General features: G+C 61.7%; 12 protein-coding genes and 2 pseudogenes. 6 read left to right on the top strand and 8 right to left on the bottom strand.

Annotation, left to right across the window (positions count from 1 at the left end; genetic code table 11):
• The first annotated feature begins 56 nt into the window (after positions 1-56).
• Together KGB29_RS20160 and feaR are read left to right on the top strand one after the other, a co-directional pair.
• Positions 57-1007 (top strand): PDR/VanB family oxidoreductase, encoded by a 951-nt coding sequence (locus tag KGB29_RS20160; RefSeq protein WP_057715407.1) that lies wholly within the window; start codon positions 57-59, stop codon positions 1005-1007.
• A gap of 152 nt (positions 1008-1159) precedes the next feature.
• Complete coding sequence (gene feaR, locus KGB29_RS20155) at positions 1160-2080, top strand: transcriptional regulator FeaR (RefSeq protein ID WP_150815061.1); 921 nt, start codon at positions 1160-1162, stop codon at positions 2078-2080.
• Between the two features lie 238 nt (positions 2081-2318).
• Here the strand turns inward: feaR and KGB29_RS20150 are convergent, their stop codons facing one another.
• A complete protein-coding gene (locus KGB29_RS20150; RefSeq protein ID WP_090454806.1) occupies positions 2319-2948 on the bottom strand; it encodes a response regulator transcription factor in 630 nt (209 codons plus the stop codon).
• Positions 2949-3206: 258 nt separating this feature from the next.
• On the opposite strand from KGB29_RS20150, the gene hpaC reads away from it, so the two are divergent.
• Complete coding sequence (gene hpaC, locus KGB29_RS20145) at positions 3207-3716, top strand: 4-hydroxyphenylacetate 3-monooxygenase, reductase component (protein WP_057715405.1); 510 nt, start codon at positions 3207-3209, stop codon at positions 3714-3716.
• Positions 3717-4191: 475 nt separating this feature from the next.
• A complete protein-coding gene (locus KGB29_RS20140; RefSeq protein ID WP_150815062.1) occupies positions 4192-4485 on the top strand; it encodes a DUF6124 family protein in 294 nt (97 codons plus the stop codon).
• A gap of 168 nt (positions 4486-4653) precedes the next feature.
• Here the strand turns inward: KGB29_RS20140 and KGB29_RS20135 are convergent, their stop codons facing one another.
• From KGB29_RS20135 to KGB29_RS20115, 6 genes and pseudogenes are all read right to left on the bottom strand, one after another.
• Positions 4654-5685: a phosphotransferase enzyme family protein gene (locus KGB29_RS20135; protein WP_150815064.1), complete on the bottom strand. Its 1032-nt coding sequence runs from the start codon at positions 5683-5685 to the stop codon at positions 4654-4656.
• Between the two features lie 10 nt (positions 5686-5695).
• Positions 5696-6976 (bottom strand): aspartate aminotransferase family protein, encoded by a 1281-nt coding sequence (locus tag KGB29_RS20130; protein ID WP_150815065.1) that lies wholly within the window; start codon positions 6974-6976, stop codon positions 5696-5698.
• Complete coding sequence (locus KGB29_RS20125) at positions 6969-8282, bottom strand: amino acid permease (protein WP_150815066.1); 1314 nt, start codon at positions 8280-8282, stop codon at positions 6969-6971. The genes KGB29_RS20130 and KGB29_RS20125 overlap by 8 nt, the downstream gene beginning before the upstream one ends.
• A gap of 653 nt (positions 8283-8935) precedes the next feature.
• A pseudogene (locus KGB29_RS28980) lies at positions 8936-9967 on the bottom strand (methyl-accepting chemotaxis protein); the annotation flags it as partial.
• A 369-nt stretch (positions 9968-10336) separates the two neighbouring features.
• A pseudogene (locus KGB29_RS28975) lies at positions 10337-10843 on the bottom strand (cache domain-containing protein); the annotation flags it as partial.
• A 273-nt stretch (positions 10844-11116) separates the two neighbouring features.
• Entirely contained in the window at positions 11117-12439 is a 1323-nt protein-coding gene (locus KGB29_RS20115; protein WP_150815069.1) for a hypothetical protein, read from the bottom strand.
• 282 nt (positions 12440-12721) lie between these two features.
• On the opposite strand from KGB29_RS20115, the gene KGB29_RS20110 reads away from it, so the two are divergent.
• Together KGB29_RS20110 and KGB29_RS20105 are read left to right on the top strand one after the other, a co-directional pair.
• Positions 12722-13111: a c-type cytochrome gene (locus KGB29_RS20110; RefSeq protein ID WP_090454817.1), complete on the top strand. Its 390-nt coding sequence runs from the start codon at positions 12722-12724 to the stop codon at positions 13109-13111.
• 48 nt (positions 13112-13159) lie between these two features.
• Positions 13160-14650, top strand: coding sequence for an aldehyde dehydrogenase family protein (locus KGB29_RS20105; protein WP_057715395.1), 1491 nt, complete (start codon positions 13160-13162; stop codon positions 14648-14650).
• Between the two features lie 106 nt (positions 14651-14756).
• Here KGB29_RS20105 and KGB29_RS20100 read toward each other — a convergent pair.
• Positions 14757-17024 (bottom strand): DUF3772 domain-containing protein (locus tag KGB29_RS20100; protein WP_223508053.1); only part of this gene is annotated, 2268 nt, incomplete at its 5' end.

The following is a 17024-nucleotide window of genomic DNA, read 5'->3' as shown; positions in this document are numbered from 1 at the left end:
GCAGGCTCGCTCCTACAAGGTGCAGTAAACCAAAACAACAGTATTCAGGTGATGCAATGATGAAGGTGAAGATCGAAAGGATCGTCGACGAAGCGCTGGATATCCGTTCCTTTCGCCTCGTGCGCAGTGACGGCCAGCCGCTCGACACCTATGAACCGGGTGCCCACGTCGACCTCACCGGCCCGACCGGGGTGACCCGCCAGTACTCGCTGTGCAGCCCGCCGCAGGACCGCCGTGCGTATCTGGTGGCGGTGAAGAAAGAAGCGCAGTCGCGCGGTGGTTCGCTGGCGCTGCACGAGCAAGTGGAAGAGGGCATGGAGCTGGAAATGGGCGCGCCGCGCAACCTGTTCCGTCTCGATGACAGTGCCCGCGAACACGTGCTGTTCGCCGCCGGTATCGGCGTGACTCCGCTGTTGAGCATGGCTTATCGACTGGCGGAAAGCGGCCAGCCGTATCGTTTGCATTACTTCGCCCGTTCGGCGCAGTACGCGGCGTTTACAGAGCTGTTGGCGACAAAATTCGCCGACCACGTGGAGTTTCATTACGGCGTGGAGCCGGCGGATCTGGACGGCGCGTTGAGCGAATGCCTGGCGCGTGCCGGCAGCGCCGCCCACGTCTACACCTGCGGCCCGGCACCTTTCATGAACAAAGTGGTGGAAGTGGCGTCCCGCAGTCGCTCTGACGATTCGATTCACCTTGAACACTTTGCCGCAGACCCGGCCGCCAACAGCGCCCCGGCCGGCACGTTCGAAGTGGAGCTGGCCAGTTCCGGCGTGGTGCTGCAAGTGCCAGCCAACGCCAGCCTGGTCGACGTGTTGCAGGCCCATGGTTGCGACATCGACACCGAGTGCCGCGAAGGCATCTGCGGTACCTGCATCGTCGAGGTACTGGACGGCGTGCCGGAGCACCGCGACAACTGCCTGTCGAACAAGGAAAAGGCGTCCAACAAGCAGATTTGCGCGTGTGTATCACGGGCGCTTTCCGCTCGTCTGGTATTGGACATTTAACCCGTAGGTCGACTGGAAAGCTTGGGCCGGAGCCTGTTGAATGGGCGCCCGGCGGCCGTCGAAGGAGGAGATGGCTACAGAAACAACCGTTTTGACGAACCGCTCGATGAAGCGGTCGAAAAATAACAACAAAAACGTGAGGCTTTGCGGACATGATTACAGCATCGATGGTGCGCAACGAGGCGTTCGAAAGTTGGTTGAGCCAGGTGAACCAGGCCTGTGGGCGTTTCGATGCCCGGGCGCTGGACACCGATTTCTACGGCGAACTGGCGGAATTTCGCAGCGGTGCGATCAACCTGAGTGTGGTCGACATGGCGCACGTGCATTTGTACCGCACCAGCAAGGACGTCAGCACCAGCAGCGACGGCCACTACTACGCGGTGTTCCAGATGCGCGGCAGCTCGCAACTGGAACAGGGCGACAACCGCGCGCAACTGGGCTGTGGCGACATCGCCCTGATCGACGCCAGCCGTCCGAGCGACATGATCTACAACGACGATTGCCGACAGCTGTCGCTGATTCTTCCGCGCCAGGTGGTCGAGCGGGGTTCGCACTTCAATGCCGTCAACTGCGCCACGCGCATCGCGGCCGGCAGCCCCCTGGCGGCGATGGCCAACAAACTGGTGCTGGACACCCGCCAGCAGGAAGGGCTGGACATGCAGGAAAGCGAGGCCGTGCTCGATGCCCTGGCCAGTCTGTTGCTGCCGGGCATCAGCGCCCGGGACGGCGGTGCAGACGCCCATGAGCGGCAGTTCCGCAAGATCATCGCCTTCATCGACGCCCACCTCAGCGACGAAGAACTGTGCCCCGAGCTGATCGCCCGTGAAGTCGGGATTTCCGTGCGCGGCCTGTACCGGATGTTCTCCAAGCGCGGCCTGGTGGTGGCGCAATACATCAAGCACCGCCGTCTGGACTTCTGCGCCGAAAACCTGCGCCGCGCCGATGTCGAGCAGAAGCTATCGGCACTGTGTTATGCCTGGGGCTTCTCGGATTCGAGCTACTTCTCGTCGGCGTTCAAATCGCGCTTTGGTGTGTCGCCAGGGGCTTATCGCAAGCGGTATAGCCACAATTGATGTTGTATTTGCTGGCCCCTTCGCGAGCAAGCCCGCTCCCACATTGAATCTGCGTCGTACACAGAGCCAATGTGGGAGCGGGCTTGCTCGCGAAAGCGGTATGTCAGTCACCATCAATGTTGAATGTGCCGGCCCCATCGCGAGCAAGCTCGCTCCCACATTGGATCTGCGTCGTACACAGAGCCAATGTGGGAGCGAGCTTGCTCGCGATGGCGGCCTCATGACCGCTGCAAATCACTCAGTGCCGCACCGGCTCATCCACCGGTAAATGCAGCACCTCGCGCACCAGCATGGCGATGCTGCTCACACCCATCTTTTCCTTGATCTTGGTGCGGTGCACATCAACGGTCTTCACGCTGATGTTCAGCTCCCGGGCAATCACCTTGCTGGCCTTGCCATCGATCACCAGCATCAACACTTCCCGCTCACGACTGGTCAGCAGTGCCAGCTTGCTCTGCAGGTTCTGCCGCTGTTGCTGATCGGCCTGGGCGTGCACGGCGGTCTTCAGCGCGGCCTGGATGCGGTCGATCATCTGCTGCGGGTTGTAGGGCTTCTCGACGAAATCCAGCGCGCCGTTCTTCATCGCCGTGACCGACATCGGAATGTCGCCATGGGCCGAGACGAAAATGGTCGGCAGGGTGCTGCCGCGCTGGTTGAGGATTTCCTGCAACTGGAAACCGCTGGTCTCCGGCATGCGCACGTCGAGCACCAGGCAGGCGGGCTGCTTGGGGTCGTACTGGCTGAGGAACTCTTCGGCGCCGGCAAAGCACTGCGCCTGCACGCTCACTGACTCCAGCAACCAGGCCAGTGAGGTTCGCAGGTCCTTGTCGTCGTCAACGATATAAACAATCGGTTTTCGGATTTCCATCGGGGCTGCCACGAAATTTTCTAATTATTGTTTTCGCACGGGAACGTGCGGCACGCATTGGCTCATCTTTGTGGAACCAGTATGCAGAATACCCACTGTGGCCGGCCCTTGCGATAAAGAAACCACCTAGTCGACTAGCGGAAACCCAACCCTGCCATGGGGATCGTCAGAATGGTTGCGGCGCGCCCGCAGCCTTAGTCTTGTTCCATCACCTACGGGCCGCCAGATAGCGGTCCTCCTGAAGGAAGGGGCATCGACATGGCCGACCTGAGCCAGCAGCAAATCGACTTTCGCAACGCCATGGCGCAGCTGCCTGCCGCGGTGAACATCATCACCACCAACGGCCCTGGCGGTCGTTGCGGCATCACCGCCAGCGCCGTGTGCTCGGTGACCGACTCGCCACCCACCGTGCTGGTGTGCGTCAACCGCAACAGCGCCACCCACGACGTGTTCCGCACCAACGGCCATCTGTGTGTCAACGTGCTGTGTGGCGAGCAGGAAGAGCTGGCCCGTCATTTCGCCGGCATGACCCAGGTGCCGATGGCCGAGCGTTTTGCCTGGGACCTGTGGGACGACGGCGCGGCCGATGTGCCGGTGCTGCGCGATGCCCTGGTGCAGCTCGAAGGGCGGATCAGCGAGTGCAAGGAAGTGGGGTCGCATTCGGTGATGTTCGTGGAACTGACGAAGGTGGGCGTGCGCGAGCCGCGTGACAGCCTGGTGTATTTCAACCGGTTGTTTCATCGCGTTGAGCATGCCAGCGCGGCTTGATTGAGACCGCGTTATCGTTCTTCGCGAGCAAGCCCGCTCCCACACTGGATCTTCGGTGAACACAAATACTGTGTACAACGAAGCCCCCCTGTGGGAGCGGGCTTGCTCGCGAAAGCGATATCAATCTGAAATGCATGTTTAACGGCTGTAGGAGTAACTTCCTGCAAGCCACAACGCCTTGCGTCATTGCCTACAGCTACGCCAGAATCCGCCGGCTTGTGCGCCCTGGAGGCCATCGGTAACTTGGTCCGCGTCACTGATTCCCAGTGATCGGGTTTAGCAGCCCGTGGTATTTGAAGGTCGTACGAGTGTCCGTCAGGCAGGTATTCCATACCTGCATTTGATGGTGGCTGTGCGTAGGGCGTCCTTGGGCGCGCCGGCTTTCTTCTTTTCCCCGGTCTGCTAACCTGCGTACAGCCGCCACCCCCTCGTTTAGCAGCGACGGCGTGGCTGCATCACAACGGAAAAGAACATCATGTTCAAGGTTACGCCTGATCCACCAGACAACGATTCCTGTCCCAACCCGGCCGCTCACATCATGGCCAGCCCGCACAAACCCTCCACACTCTTCACCATCAACCCCGACATCAACACCGAAACCCTGCTGGCCCACGCCTGCGAATCGCTGGCCTCGGCGAGCGTCATGGCCAATGACCTGGCGGGTTTTCTGGAAGGCACGCACCGCAACACCCTGCTGGGCATCGCGCAAGTCATCATGCTGGGGGAGTTGGCGGTGAATCGGGCGCTGGATCGTCTCGATCCGTCTTGAGCCTGATCCGGGTTGCCCGCGAAAGCAGCGTGTCAGCCATCACTGATGTTGGCTGTGAGGGCCTCTTCGCGAGCAAGCCCGCTCCCACACTTTGATCAGTGTCGTACACAGGATTTGTGTTCACTGGAGATCCATTGTGGGAGCGGGCTTGCTCGCGAATGCGGTGTATCAGGCCTGTAAATAATCTCGAGCCAACAAGCAAGCCCGCTCAATCAACATCGGCGCCATTTCAATCGCTGTCGGCGTGCCCTGGCGGGTGTGAATCCAGCCCAGGTACGTGGTGCCACGCAGCATCAGGAACAACGCCAGTGTCTTGCGATCCGCCTCGGTCAGCGGCTTGACCGCGTTGTAGCCGTCGAGCAGCGCCGCCTTGATCTGCTCATGACGCGGGTCATCCAGACAGAAGTACAGCGCCGTGGCCAACTCGAACATGTGCCAGCCAAACCCGGCATCGTCGAAGTCGATCAACCGTAGTCGCGGCCCTTCGATCAGCAGGTTCTCTGGCACCAGATCCGCGTGAATCATGCCGAAGTTACCCAGGTGCCGCCCGTACTGACGCAAGTCCTTGCGCGCCCTGCGCCGGGCCTGTTGCAGCAGATCCCGCTGCCCGTCGCTGAGCTGCTCCAGCTCCCAGAAACGCCCCCAGAACGGGTTGGCGCCGATCAGGCCTTCTTCATCCCAGGCATGCCGGACAAACTCGTCCGGTTGCTGCCAATCCGCCGAATGCAGGTGGATGCGCGCGGCAATCGCCCCCGCCTCGTTGAACAGGAAATCGATCTCCGTATCGGCCTGCACACCCGCCTCGGAAGTACCGGCGGTGGCACCGGGCAGCCAGGCGAGCATATCGATGTGACGTGCCTCGCCGATGGCCTGGTGGGTGACTTCGATCAGATGGCTTTCATTCTGTGCGCGGATAATCTGCGGCACGGTAATACCTGCGCTGGCCAGGGCTTCCATCCATTGCAGCTCGGAACGCAGTGCGGCCTCGCAGTGATAACCATTGCGATGGATGCGCAGGGCGACGCGCTGACCGTCGTGGCGGCGGGCCGAGAACACTGCGTTCTCGCGAAACTTCACCAGTTCAATGTCGGCGAATTCGCCTTCCCACTGTTGCAGGGCATGGCGCGCCAGTTCGTGCAGACGGGTCACTTGCTGGTCATGGCTCAAGGTATCGAATGCAGGTCTGTGGAATTCAGTCATGGCAATAGCCTCAAATCGCGCTAAGGGCGCTGTCCAGTGTGTCGACGAACAAGTCAGCGTGGTCGCGGCTGAATACCAGCGGCGGGCGCAGCTTGAGAATGTTGTCGCCAGCGCCGATCTTGCTGATCAGCACGCCGTTCTCGCGCATGTCGTTGACCACCTTGCGCGCCTCCAGTCCGGCCGGTTCCTTGCTGGCGTGATCACGTACCAGCTCCATGGCGAAGAACAGACCCTTGCCGCGCACGTCGCCGATGATCGAGTGTTTGTTGGCAAGCTCCTGCAAGCGTTGCTGCACATAAGCGCCGACGTTTTGCGCATTCTTGAGCAGTTGCTGTTGCTCGATCACATCCAGCACCGCCATGCCAACCGCTGCCGCGACCGGCGAGCCGCCGAAGGTGTTGAAGTACATGGCGTGGCGGCCGAAGGATTCGACCAGCGCCTTGTGGGTGATCAACCCGGCCAGTGGATAGCCGTTACCCATCGGTTTACCAAGGGTGACGATATCCGGCACCACGCCGTGGGCCTGATGGCCCCACAGGTAATCGCCGGTACGACCGAAACCGGACTGCACTTCATCGGCGATGAACAATCCGCCTGCTGCACGGATCAGCGCTGCCGCCTTGTTGACGAAGCTGGCCGGTACCCGTGGCAGCCCTTCGTTGGCGAACAGGGTGTCGATCAGCAGCGCGGCGGGGCGAATGCCCTGGGCTTGCATCGAGGCAATCGCCGCCGCGATGTTGGCCGCGTACTGCTCGGCCAGTTGCGCTTCGGTGGTGCCGGCCGGTGCGTGGTACAGGCACGGAATCGGCACGGCCCGGGCATGGGCGGCGAAGGGTTCCGGCGAGGGCAGGGCAGTGGTGACTTCGGCCAGCGATGCCGAGTTGCCGTGGTAGTTGTAGTCGCTGACGATGATGCCGGTGCCGCCACTGGCGAACCGCGCCAGGCGCAGCGCCAGTTCATTGGCCTCGCTGCCGGTGCAGGTGAACATCACGGTGTCCAGCGGCGCGGCGAAGGTCGCGGTCAGGCGCTCGGCGTAGCGCACCACGTGTTCATCCAGGTAGCGGGTGTGGATGTTCAGCGTGGTGGCCTGGCGGTGCATGGCCTCGGTTACATGAGGGTTGCAGTGACCGACGCAGGGAACGTTGTTGTAGACGTCGAGGTAGCGGCGACCGTCGACGTCGAACAGCCAGACGCCTTCGCCACGCACCAGATGCAAGGGCTTGTCGTAGAACAGCGGCGAGGCGCTGCCGAGCACGCGATGGCGGCGTTGCAGCAGAGTGTCTTCAGGCATGGTCTGGAACCTCGATGACGGTGGCGCGACGGTTGCGCAACAGGTAATTGAAAATGCACAGGGTGAAGGTCACGGCGAGGGCGATCAGCATCAGCATGTCGAGCTGGAAGCAGGCGGCGATCACCACCAGCGTCAGGGCCAGGCCGAGCCAGGCAACCAGTTTGCCGCCGACCAGGGTGAACGGCCGTGGCAGGTCCGGTTGGTTGCGTTTGATGTGCAGGTACGCGCCGAAAATGAACAGGTAGCAAACGTTGAGCAGCAACACGACGGCGAGCATCACCGTGGCCGGGTCCACTTCGGACAGCGGCAGGCCGATGGCACCGATCAGCAACAACGCCGGGTAGGGCGTGCCGCGCTTGCCGGTCTTGCCCAGCCATTGCGGGAACAAGCCGTCGCGGGCCATGGCGAACAGTTGCCGGGACGCGGCGTACACCAGTGAAAAGAAGGTCGCGATCAGGCCGAACACCGCGCCGCAGCCAATCACCCTGGCCAGCCATGAACCTTCACCGAAGGCGCTGTTGCTGGACATCGCGGCATACAGCGGATCACCTGCCGAACCGACGAGCTCGACACCACCGGCACCCGGTGCGCATACCAGCACCACCAGCGCGGTCACCAGCAACGTGCCAATGGCCGCCAGAATGCCGCGGGGCATGGTGCGACCGGGATTGTGCGCCTCCTCGGCGGCCGAGCCGGTTTGCTCAACGGTGATGAACAGCCAGATGGCGAATGGCACGCAGGCGAAGATACCGCCAAGGCTGACCGGTGTTGCGACGCTGGCGGGCAACTTCAGCAAATTGGTCAACTCGACATGGGGCGCCATGGCCACGCCAAACGTGAGCAGGGCGATGACGGCGATCACGCCGGCAATGAACGTCAGGCCCATGGCCTCACCGACACCGCGCATGTGGATGCCGATGATCACGGCGAACAGGGCGATCTTCACCGGCCAGCCACCGAGGCCGAAAATTGATTCGGTATAGGCGCAGATAAAGGTCGCGGCTGCACCGGTGCCGATGGTCAAAGCCAGGGCACAGGCCACGCCAACGAGGTAACCCACGAACGGCCCGAACGCACTTTGCGCATAGACGAATACACCGCCAGCGCTGGGCAGTGCGGTGGACATTTCCGCCACGCACAACGCCAGGCCGCCGCAGAGCAGGGCCATCAACAACGTAGCGATCAGCATGTTCAGCCAGCCACCGGCCGCCAGCCCGAAGTTCCAGCCGGAAAACTGCCCGGCCACCACCAACGCAATTCCGAGGCCGGCAATCTTTGGCCAGCCCAGCGCACTTTTCTTGAGCACAGAAATCTCCCGCGACCCGAGGGTCGATTTATTGTTGTTAGTGAGAAATGGAGGGGTTCAGCGTTGCATTGCAGGGCGCCCTGGAGCGGGTTGTGCCCTGAGGTCGGGTTCGATACTACGCCCGGGGTGCAGCGCGACAGCTGTGTGCGCATGCCATGTCATTGGCTGTGGGTGCCAGATTTGTGCGGGCTTGCCTTGATCTCTGTGGGAGCGAGCTTGCTCGCGATGGCGGAGTGTCAGTCAACGATGGTGCTGGATGTGGTGGCCTCATCGCGAGCAAGCTCGCTCCCACAAGGGATCCGCGGTGTACACGGATTTTGTGCACGGCAGAAATCCAAATGTGGGAGCGGGCTTGCTCGCGAAAGCGGAGTGTCAGCCAGTGGAGATGTTGAATGTGATGGCCTCTTCGCGAGCAAGCCCGCTCCCACAGGGGATCTGCGATGTACACGGATTTTGTGCACGGCAGAAATCCAAAGCGGGCTTGCTCGCGAAGGCGGAGTGTCAGTCAGTGGAGATGTTGGATGTGATGGCCTCATCGTGAGCAAGCCCGCTCCCACAGGGGATCTGAGGTGTACACGGATTTTGTGCACGGCAGAAATCCAAATGTGGGAGCGAGCTTGCTCGCGATGGCGGCATATCAGGCAACCAAAATCTCAGATCCGAAAACTCCCCACCAACTGATTCAACCGCGCCGCCTGTTGCTCCAGCTCGGTACAAGCCCTCAATGTCGATTGCAAATTCTCCACGCCTTGCCGGTTCAGGGTGTTGATCTGGGTTATGTCGACATTCAGGGCCTCGACCACCGCGGTCTGTTCTTCGGTGGCGGCGGCGACGGACTGGTTGACGTTGTCGATCTCGCCGATGCGCTGGGTCACGCTGCCCAGGCGGGAGCCGGCGAGGTTGGCGATGGTGACGCTTTCTTCGCTGTGGCGCTGGCTCTCGGTCATCGTGGTGACCGACTCCCGCGCGCCCACTTGCAGCTCTTCGATCATCTGCTGGATTTCCAGCGCCGAGGCCTGGGTGCGTCCGGCCAGGCTGCGCACTTCGTCCGCCACCACCGCAAACCCACGACCCGCTTCACCCGCCCGCGCGGCTTCAATCGCTGCGTTGAGAGCCAGCAGGTTGGTTTGTTGGGAGATGCCCTTGATCACTTCGAGGATCTGCCCGATGTTCACGGTCTTGTCGTTGAGCACTTCGATGTTGGCGCAGGAGGCACTGATCTTGCCGGACAGTTCGTTCATCACCTCGATCGTGCGCTGCACCACCTGGCGTCCATCCTCGGCTTGCTGCCGTGCGGACGAAGCCTGTTGCGAGGCATCGGAGGCGTTATGGGCGATCTCCTGCGCGGCCGCGCCCAACTGGTTGATTGCCGCCGCCACGCTGTTGGTGCGGGTGGATTGATCGTCGAAATTGCTCATCGACGAGTTTGAAGCATCCAGCACCCGCCGCGCGCCTTCGTTCACCCCCAACGCCGCCGATGACACCTCGCGGATCGAATGGTGGATGCGCTCGACAAAGCGGTTGAAGGCGGTCGCCAGTTGGCCGATTTCATCTCGCGATTGCACTTGCAGGCGACGGGTCAGGTCGCCTTCGCCGAGGGAGATGTCTTCCATGACCCGGGTCAGCACTTGCAGCGGCCGGGTGATGCGTTGCGCGGTGTACCAGATCAGCAGCAGGCCGAGCAGGGCCGAACCGCCACCGAGCAACAGCTCCAGCGCGGTGCTTTGCACGCCCTGGGCATCGAGTTCGTTCTGCAGCGTGGTGACCGGTGCCAGCAACACGTTCTGCGGCACACCGACCAACACGCCCCATGGCGCGGCTCCGGCAATCGGCGCCAGCGGTTCAAGCACCTTGATTTGCCGGGCGTCGACAAACACTTTTGACTGGCCCTGACGCAGGCTGTCCATCACTTCGGCATTGTCCATCGGCTGACCGAGGCGACCGACGTCCTGGCTGTTGGCAGAAATCACCCCACGGGGACTGACGATGCTGATCTGGCCGTTGCCATCGAACAGTTCACGGGCGCTGGCTTCGCTGTTGTGTTGCAAGGCGGCGAGGTTGATATCCAGTCCCACCACGGCAATGACCTTGCCGTTTTCCAGCAGCGGGAAGGCAACGCTGGTCACCAGTTTGCGGCTGCCGGAGGCCTCGTCGAAATAAGGTTCCAGCACACAGGCCTGGCCGGTGTCGCGGGCACAGGTGTAGAAGGCGTTGTACGGTGCGCCGCTCGGCCCGGGCTCGGTGTTGGCAAGCAGGCCTTCGTCGCCGATGACCGCTTGCAGCTCGCCGGGTTTGCTCTGTACCCAATAGAGCGCAAAGCGTCCGGCTTCGTTGCTGCCCAAGGCGGCCTGGTCGGCGAAGTCGGCGTCGGCACCGTCGAGTCCACCGGGTTCGAAAATGACATAAAGCCCGAGCAGGTCGGGCTTGTCGATCAAGGCTTGGTGAAGCTGGGTGCTGAGTTCCTGGCGCAGTTGCGGGCGAGTCAGGCTGCCCTGATGCTGCAACTGTCGCAGGTACAACAAGTAGCGCGATAACCCCTGGCCGTATTCGTGGGTCTGCATGAAGGTGCGCTGCACTTGCATCGCCTGCACTTTGCCCAGGGCCTGCATGTGTTCCCTGGCCGCATTGGCGAGCATGTCGCCGCTGGCCTCGGCCACTTGCCGGCTGCTCTTGTGGGTCTGATAGAGCGACAAACCCATCAACAAGCCGACGACCAACAGCAGGCAGAGACCGGCGAGCAGGGCGATCTTGCTCTGGATCGTCAGGAATGTTCTGTGCATTGGAAATACCTTTTTCCACGCGGGCAATGGCGTGGCCACTGCCCGCGACCGAGATTAGAAGCCGGTGGCGAACACCACCTGGGCGTAGACGTTCTTGTCGTTGTTACCCAGTTGGGTACCACCGTCTTCGGCGCTCTTGTCCGGTTGGTAGATGCCCACCAGTGGCATCACGGTCAGGTGGTCGTTGACGTGCCATTCGGCGTACAGGTCGACTTCGTGGCCATCGGTGTTGCCCAGGTTGCGGTCGATGGTGTCGAAGTTGAAGTACATCGCGCCGACGGTGAGGTTCTCCAGTGGCGAAACTTTCAGCGTGACGTTCTGGATGCGCGAGTTGCTGTTGAACGGCCCGGCGTAGTTGCCCGCCACTTCACCCTGGAACCAAGTGCCGTAGCCACGGCTGAAACCGTAGAACAGGGTGTCGTAGCCTTCCGAGAAGCGGCTGTAGCGGTAGCTGGCGCCAGGCGTCCAGACCGCGTCGGAGAAGGTCCAGCCGGCTTCCAGGTACCAGGCGTCTTCGCTGGAGGTGTTGGGTTTGTCCTGCTTGGCGTATTCACCGGACAGGAACAGGTCTTTCACCCCGGCGTTGCCCGCCGCACGCAGGCTGTAGGTCTTCATGCCGTCGCGTTCGAGCTGGATCGGCGAGGCGTACTGTTCATCGATATCGGTGGTCTTGATGAAGGTCAGGCCGACCGTGCCGGCCTCGGCCACGTGCTCCAGGGTGCCGACGTACATTTCGGTCTTGGCCTGGGCGCGGTTGTCGGATTTGAGCCACATCAGGTCGCTACGCCAGCCTTCCTTGCCACCCAGACGCAATACGGCGGTTTCGTCGAAGGCCTTGCGTGCCGCCAGGTAGTAGGCGCCGCCCCGGTTGAATTCGCCGTCGGCCAGGCCTTTGCCCATGTTCAGCGCGTCGCCGTCGATCAGGAAACCGTCACCGACCACAATGTTCTGGCGACCGAAGGACAGGTCGACGCCGTCACTGCCCAGCGCGCCGAACAGATCGGCCGAGCGCCAGCCGAGGTAGGCGTCTTCGAACTTGGTGGTGCGTTCCGAACCATCGGAGAAGCCGGCCGCATCGCCATCGCCCCAGGTGCCAGAGCTGAGCATGTTCGCCGCGCCGTACGCGGTGCCCACACCGCCCAGGCCTTGATCGAAGCTCAAGCCGTATTTGATGTAGCCCTCGCGCCACGACGAGCTGCCTTCATTCAGGCGACCGGACAGGGCGTAGTTTTCCTGGCTGTGGAAAATGCCGAACACGGCTTCGAGGGTAGCGTTCAGATGGCTGTCGTCATCGGCGTAGAGTTCATAGGCACCGGCATTGCCGGCACTGATCATCAGCGCGAGCGTCGAGAGACGAAGCAAGGGGGACTTGAGCATGGTGTGGCATCCGTTCTTGTTCTTGAGCGCAGGTTTGCGGTCTGTCCGGATACTAAGGCGCGGCTATTGTTTGCCCTTTTCCCTGTTTGCCAATTAGTTGGTTGTGCATGCCAGATTGTCCGGTTTGGCAGCCCGGCCAATACAACTGGCACGCAGGGCAAAACCTGCGTACCGGCGACCACCGACAATCCCTACCAACCTGCCGAAGCACCGTTGCCTCGGCATTTTTAGTGTTGGTGCTCGCCTGCTGGCGGGCGCATGGATTTTCAAGGTCGTTTTCCTATGTTCACTTCGCTGCGTTTGCCCGTGATCGGTTTGCTGTCCTTTACCCTGGTTCAGGCGGTGTCCGCCGCCGAGTGCGCCCCGGACACGCGCCGTGGTGCCGAAGTGTTTGCCACTGAGTGCAGCGTCTGCCACGCGGTGACCAAGGGCACGACCGGCATGATGGGACCGAACCTGTTCGGTGTGTATGGGCGCAAGTCCGGCTCGCTGGCGGGTTTCAGCTACTCCCAGGCCATGCGCGACAAAGACGTCGACTGGCAGGCCGAGAACATCACGCAATTGATCACCCAGCCCCAGGCTTTCGTGCCGGGCACCTACATGCCCTACATGGGCCTGGCTTCCGCCGACGACCGCCAGGCGGTCGCGTGCTTCCTCAAAGAACAACACTGATCAGGCCGGATTTGCGCCTGAACACATCGTCTGAATGAAAGGTGATTTATGAGCAACGTTGAAATCCTGCCCCAGGTTGCTGCATTCCTCGAACGTCGTCACGGCTGCTTCATTGACGGCCAGTGGGTGCTTGCCGAGGGCGACAGCATCGCCGTGGTCAACCCGGCCACCGGGCAAACCCTGTGCGAAACCCTGGATGCGCCGCTGGAACTCGTCGAGCGTGCGGTGCAGTCGTCCCACAAGGCTTTCAAATCTGGCGTGTGGTCGAGCCTGCGCCCGGCGGACCGTGAACGCATCCTGCTGAACTTCACCCGCCTGGTCGAAGAGCACGCCGAAGAACTGGCTCAGTTGGAAACCCTGAGCCAGGGCAAGTCGATCAACATGGCCCGCGCCCTGGACCTCAACGCCACGGTGGAGTTCATGCGCTACATGTCCGGTTGGGCGACCAAGATCGAAGGCCAGACCTTCGACGTGTCGATCCCGTTGCCACCGGGTGCCAAGTTCACCGCGTTCACCAAACGTGAGCCGGTGGGCGTGGTGGTCGGCATCGTGCCGTGGAACTTCCCGCTGCTGATCGCCGCCTGGAAGCTGATGCCAGCCCTGGCCACCGGTTGTACGGTGATCATCAAGCCGGCGATGGAAACCCCGCTGACCGCCATGCGCCTGGCTGAACTGGCGCTGGAAGCCGGCATCCCGGCTGGCGTATTCAACGTGGTTACCGGTGGCGGCGCCTCCGTTGGCGGCGTGCTGACCCAGCATCCTTTGGTGAGCAAAGTATCGTTCACCGGTTCCACCGCCGTGGGCAAGAGTGTCGGCGTGGCGTGCATGGAAAACATGACGCGCTTCTCCCTGGAACTGGGCGGCAAGAACCCGATGATCGTGCTCGCCGATGCCGACATCGAAAAAGCCGTGCAAGGCGCGATCCTCGGCGGCTTGCTGAACAACGGCCAGGTCTGCGCCGCGGCCTCGCGCTTCTACGTGCACCGTTCGATCCACGACCAATTCGTCGAAGCCCTGGCCGCCGCCGTTTCTTCGATGCCGATTGGCGCTGGCATGAATTGCGACGCGGCAATCAACCCGCTGGTATCGCGCAAGCAACAACAAAGCGTGCTCAAGCACATCGAACTGGCCCGCCAGCAAGGTGCGCGGGTGGTGACTGGCGGCGAGTTGCTGGAGGGTGATGGTTTCTTCGTGCAGCCAACCATTCTGGCGGACATCGACCACAGCATGGCCGTGGCCCGCGAAGAAGTATTCGGCCCGGTGCTGGGCGTGATGCCGTTCGACGACGAAGACGCCGTGATCGAACTGGCCAACGACAACCGTTACGGCCTGGCGGCCAGCCTGTGGACCAACGACCTGGGCAAGGCCATGAACCTGGTGCCCCGCATCGAGGCCGGCACCGTGTGGGTCAATGCCCACGTACTGCTCGACCCGGCGATGCCGTTCGGTGGCGTCAAACAATCGGGCATGGGCCGCGAGTTCGGCCGCGCGGTGATCGAGGCTTACACCGAGCTCAAGTCGGTGTGTATCGCACATTGATCAACCTGTAGGAGCGAGCCTGCTCGCGAAAAACGCCAAGATAATGCGGTCTGTCAGTTAGTTCGCATTATCGTTGGCGACCATCGCGAGCAGGCTCGCTCCCACATCACGCTGCAGGCGGTTTCGCCAGTTCAATCCCGGCGGCCCCCAACCGCTTGAGAATTTCAAACAGCAGCTGGCTCTTGATCGCGCCGACCGTGCGTGGGCTACCAACATAGCCGGTGATGGTCAAAGTGATGCCTTCGGGTTTCAGCTGACTGAAGCGCAAAAACGGCGCTGGTTTATCCAGAATGGATTCATGCTCGGTGTAGGTGTCCATCAGCAGGTTTTGCACCAGCTCCGGATCGATATCCAACGGGAACATCAGCTCGAGTATCACCACGCCCTGGGCGCTGCCGCCGAGGGTGACGTTGCGCAGGTTCTGCGAAATCAGGTGGGAGTTGGGCACGATCATGATCGAGCGGTCGGCCAGTTGTATTTCCGTGGCCCGTACGTTGATCCGGCGGATGTCGCCTTCGACGCCGCTGATGCTGATCAGGTCGCCGACTTTCACCGGGCGCTCGGTCAGCAGGATCAGGCCGGAGATGAAGTTCTTCACGATCTCCTGAAGGCCAAAGCCGATGCCCACCGACAGGGCACTGACGATCCAGGCCAGGTTGGTCCACTTGATCCCCAGCGATGCCAGCGTGAGCAGGACGACGGACACGTAGCCGATGTTGGCGAACAGGGTGCTGAGCGAGGCGCACATGCCCGGGTCCATCTCGGTTTTCGGCAGGAATTCGCGATCCAGCCAGCGGCGCAGGGTGCGAATCAGGTAGACACCGATCATCAGTGTCAGGAGGGCATGCATCAAATTGTCCGGGACGATGTTCAGCTTGCGCAGCCCTTCACCGCCGAGTACGGCCACAGTGCCGGTGAACAGTTGCCCGAGTGTCGTACCGATCCCGCCGACAAACAGCGCAATGAGGCCAATCAGTATCAGGATGGCGCGGCCGGCTCCGGATAACACGGTGCAGATCTGTTCCAGGCGCGGATTGCCGATGCCCAGCAGCTGTTTGATGGTCTTGCCGGTGGGTTGCCGGGGCGAGAAAACGTAGTCGCAGGTGTCCTGATAGACCTGTGTGAGCAGGTAGAAACCGGCGCAGATGATGAATATCCAGACCATTTCATAGGTGATGAACCGGGCCATCGTCACGTAGCCGATCAACAGGGCGAACAGGGACACCACCACGGCAGCGCCCGTGAACGTGTAAATCAGGCCGGCGAAGGTGGTGACGCCTTCGGGGGCTTCTCCGGCAACGATCAGGTCTCTGCGCGTCTTGCTGACGCGCAACAGCAGCGCACCGATCACCAGTGCCGCGACCAATGCCACGATGCCCCGACCGAACAACACCACTTCGGCGCTCATGCCGGTGACATTGCTCATCTGCACCAGGGTTACCAGCACCAGCAGCAGGCTGGCCAGCAACCTCGGATAGGGCTCCATCGCCAGCGCCACCGGATCGGCAATATCGGGCAGGCGCCAGGAAGGATGTTTGGTGGACAACAGTGCGCGGCTCAATCCGGTGATCAGTACGCAGGTATAGGCCAGCTTTTCCAGATATTGCGCCAGGTCGGCCAGCAGGGGGGGGTAGGGCAGTTGCCGGGTCCCGGCAAAATGCAGCAGTTGCAGGGCGATGCCAGCGGTCAGCACCGTCGCCATCACCGACGCCAGCGCAAGGGAGCTGCGCCGCAGCCGGCCTGCAGGCATTCGATGAAAGCACAGCCACGCCAGAACCCGGCCGGCGAGGTCTCGACCCACGGTCCATATGAGCAGGGCCAGGATCAGCAGGGTGGCCGTGATCCCGCGTTGTCCGGGTTGCCAGGCGGCCCGGTGCGTGGCCTCGAGTTGCTCGATGAGGGCGCTGAAACGTTGACGGTCCTCGATTGGAAGAGCGAACAATGGCGACCAGAATCTCGGGCTCAGGATACTGCTGGTCTGCTGGGTCACTTCCGCTTCCAGCAAGCTGCGCCGAATGCTGGCAATCTGGGTGATCAGCTCGGCGGCACTTATTTTAAGCGCGGCCAGGGTTTTGAGTTGGCTGTCGATCTTGTTTTTTTGCTCGCCGAGGGCGTCTCGTTGGGTGGTAATTGCAGTTGTCACCTGTGCGTTCTCGTCAAGCGGCACGGGGCCCAGCACGTTCAGTTGCGCCTGCAATTGCGCCTGGCCAGGCAGCAGCGATGTGGACAGGCGTTCAATCTCCTGAATCAGTACTTGCACCTGGTCCTGTGAGCTTTCCAGCTGGGTGTAATTGCTGGCCTGGGAAACCTGCTGCTTGAGGCTGTTGAGCTGGTTTTGCACCCCCAGCAATTCGCTGTCGGAGATGCTGATGAT

This window comes from Pseudomonas sp. BF-B-30 (assembly GCF_019956305.1).
GTDB lineage: Bacteria > Pseudomonadota > Gammaproteobacteria > Pseudomonadales > Pseudomonadaceae > Aquipseudomonas > Aquipseudomonas jessenii.
This window is presented reverse-complemented; position numbering and strand designations above follow the sequence as displayed.

Bases quoted from the DNA above. Each gene is read 5' to 3' on its own strand.
- KGB29_RS20135 (WP_150815064.1), bottom strand. From the start codon at position 5,685: ATGACTGAATTCCACAGACCTGCATTCGATACCTTGAGCCATGACCAG.
- feaR (WP_150815061.1), top strand. From the start codon at position 1,160: ATGATTACAGCATCGATGGTGCGCAACGAGGCGTTCGAAAGTTGGTTG.
- hpaC (WP_057715405.1), top strand. From the start codon at position 3,207: ATGGCCGACCTGAGCCAGCAGCAAATCGACTTTCGCAACGCCATGGCG.
- KGB29_RS20130 (WP_150815065.1), bottom strand. From the start codon at position 6,976: ATGCCTGAAGACACTCTGCTGCAACGCCGCCATCGCGTGCTCGGCAGC.
- KGB29_RS20105 (WP_057715395.1), top strand. From the start codon at position 13,160: ATGAGCAACGTTGAAATCCTGCCCCAGGTTGCTGCATTCCTCGAACGT.
- KGB29_RS20140 (WP_150815062.1), top strand. From the start codon at position 4,192: ATGTTCAAGGTTACGCCTGATCCACCAGACAACGATTCCTGTCCCAAC.
- KGB29_RS20150 (WP_090454806.1), bottom strand. From the start codon at position 2,948: ATGGAAATCCGAAAACCGATTGTTTATATCGTTGACGACGACAAGGAC.
- KGB29_RS20115 (WP_150815069.1), bottom strand. From the start codon at position 12,439: ATGCTCAAGTCCCCCTTGCTTCGTCTCTCGACGCTCGCGCTGATGATC.
- KGB29_RS20160 (WP_057715407.1), top strand. From the start codon at position 57: ATGATGAAGGTGAAGATCGAAAGGATCGTCGACGAAGCGCTGGATATC.
- KGB29_RS20110 (WP_090454817.1), top strand. From the start codon at position 12,722: ATGTTCACTTCGCTGCGTTTGCCCGTGATCGGTTTGCTGTCCTTTACC.